Origin of the sequence: Celeribacter marinus, from assembly GCF_965656515.1 — a bacterium.
GTDB lineage: Bacteria > Pseudomonadota > Alphaproteobacteria > Rhodobacterales > Rhodobacteraceae > Celeribacter > Celeribacter marinus_D.
Map to the genome: position 1 here is coordinate 1 of NZ_CBFHKW010000107.1, position 2,232 is coordinate 2,232.

General features: G+C 58.7%; 3 protein-coding genes. All 3 read right to left on the minus strand.

The window, feature by feature from the left end:
- The coding region (locus ACTG34_RS13580; RefSeq protein WP_439105410.1) for an aldose epimerase family protein at positions 1–703 on the minus strand (703 nt) is incomplete at its 3' end.
- A complete protein-coding gene (locus tag ACTG34_RS13585) occupies positions 700–1,551 on the minus strand; it encodes an SMP-30/gluconolactonase/LRE family protein (RefSeq protein WP_439105411.1) in 852 nt (283 codons plus the stop codon). The genes ACTG34_RS13585 and ACTG34_RS13580, both read right to left, overlap by 4 nt.
- On the minus strand, positions 1,548–2,153 hold the full coding sequence (locus ACTG34_RS13590) for a 2-dehydro-3-deoxy-6-phosphogalactonate aldolase (protein WP_439105412.1): 606 nt from the start codon (positions 2,151–2,153) through the stop codon (positions 1,548–1,550). The genes ACTG34_RS13585 and ACTG34_RS13590 overlap by 4 nt, the downstream gene beginning before the upstream one ends.
- Positions 2,154–2,232: the final 79 nt, after the last annotated feature.

The window sequence follows — 2,232 nt, forward strand, 5'->3', positions numbered from 1 at the left end:
ACAGGCACAGGTTATGGTCGATGCGCGGTGTTCCGTCGCCCACCGCGCGGCCAGAACGAAAGTCAAAGTCTGTGCCGTGCACGTCTGCTACGCCCGTGGGAATGAGGGCGCTATCAACGGGTGTGTAGCGGTCTGCGGGGATGGTCAATATATGCCCCGAAATTGTGGGTGTGCCATCGAGCGACCAATAGGAATGGTTGGCGATATTGATATAGGTGTCTTTGTCTGTTTCGGCCTCGATCACCAAACGCAGGTGTGCGGGCGCGTCCAATGAAAAGCGTGCTTTTACAGTACGATTGCCCGTAAATCCGCCTGTGCCATCGGGCAGATCGAGCGTCATCGTCACAGCGTTATCTGTCGCGCTTTCGATCTGCCACACTTCTGTGTGCATCCCATGAGGTCCGCCATGCAGACATGTGGTGCCTTCATTGGCCTCAAAGCTGAGAAGATCGCCATTGAGCGGTGCGGACGCCCCTGCAATGCGGTTGGCTACGGGGCCTACGAGCGCGCCGAAATAGGTCATCGGTCCTGCGTAGGCTGCAATGTCCGTGGCCCCCAACGTAAGCGGGTATGGCACCCCTTGGAGGCGTACATCATGGATCGCTGCGCCAAGGGTCAATAGGGTGACGCTTAGATCGCCTGAATGCAGCGATACGGCCTCAACAGCGCGCCCATCCGGCGTTGTGCCAAAGGGGCGTCTCATAGAAAGACCTGATGTTCTTTTTGGCCCTTTGCTACGTTGTCGATGGCGAAAACCGCGCCGTGTTCATCACTTTTGGCGCGATCTTCATCGGTGAGATTTTGCTGTGCGGATGTCACGAACATCGTGGTGCCATCTGCGCCGCCAAACGCAGGGCACGACGATTGCAGTCCGCCCACGTCGATATAGCGCAGAACCTCACCCGTTGGGGCGTAGCCGCACACGCGGTATGATCCCCATTGTGCGTTCCACAGGTTGCCGTCCGCATCGACCACGGATCCGTCTGGGTGGTTGGCGTTTGCGATAAACACCTCGGGTTTGCCGTGCGGCCATCCGTCATCATTGAGTGCTACCCGCATGATTTGATCCGTGCGCGTATCGCAAAAATAGGCGGTGGTTCCATCCGGAGAAAAGCAGATGGAGTTGGTGATCGTGATGTCGCCAAACAGCTTGCGCAGAGTGCCACGGTAGTAGCGGTAGATCGCCCCCGCTTTGTCCTGTGCGGCTTTGCCCATCGTGCCAATCCAGAACCCGCCTTGGGGGTCGGCGCGGCCATCGTTGGACCGTGTGTCTGGATTGTCGGCCTCAAGCGCACACACAAAGGAGGTTTCGCCCGTCTCTATGTCAAAGGTCGACAGCGATGTTTCGGAGGCCATCAGCAGCGTGTTCTCGTCGACCCAGCCCGCCGCAGAGACATATTCGTCGAATTGCCATGTGACCGTCTCGTCATTCACGCGGGTGTGCAGACGCATGCCCATGATGTCGAACCAAAACAGTTGATTGCGAATAGGGTGCCACAGCGGTCCCTCGCCAAGCGCGCAACGGGTTTCATCGTAAATGTAATAGCTCATTTCACGGCCTCATCATAGGCGGCTACCATGGCGCGGGCGCGTGATGCGACCTCATCGGCGGTAAACCCAGGTTTATAGAGTGCGGACCCCATGCCGAAGCCTGCGGCACCGGCGGCAATCCAGTCTGCGAAATCGTCGGGGCCGACACCGCCCACGGCGTATACATCGGTGTCTGCGGGCAGCACGGCTTTTACGGCTTTTAGGCCTTCAATTCCGAGCTTGAACGCGGGAAAGATTTTGAGTCCATCGGCACCAGCGCGCAGAGCGCTGAACATTTCGGTGGGGGTCAGAACGCCGGGAAACGATTGCATGCCGTGGGCTTTGGCTGCCGCGATGATTTCGGGGTTGGCATCGGGTGAGACAATGAGTTTGCCACCCGCGGCTTTGACTTGGGCGACGTCCGACAGGGTCAACACAGTGCCTGCACCGATCAGGGCGCGATCACCGTAGGCATCGACCATCGCTTTGATAGACGCAAAAGGGTCGGGGGAGTTCAGCGGCACCTCGATACGGTCGATGCCCGCGTCGATAAGGGCGCCGGCGATTTCGACCGCCTCAGGTGGGGTCAGGCCGCGCAGAATGGCAATAATAGGTCGGCTCATATCAGGTTACTCCGTAAATGTGGCGTGGGCGGCTTTGAGCCCTGCGAGGGTCATGGCCGTGGCATCGGTCAAAACGGCA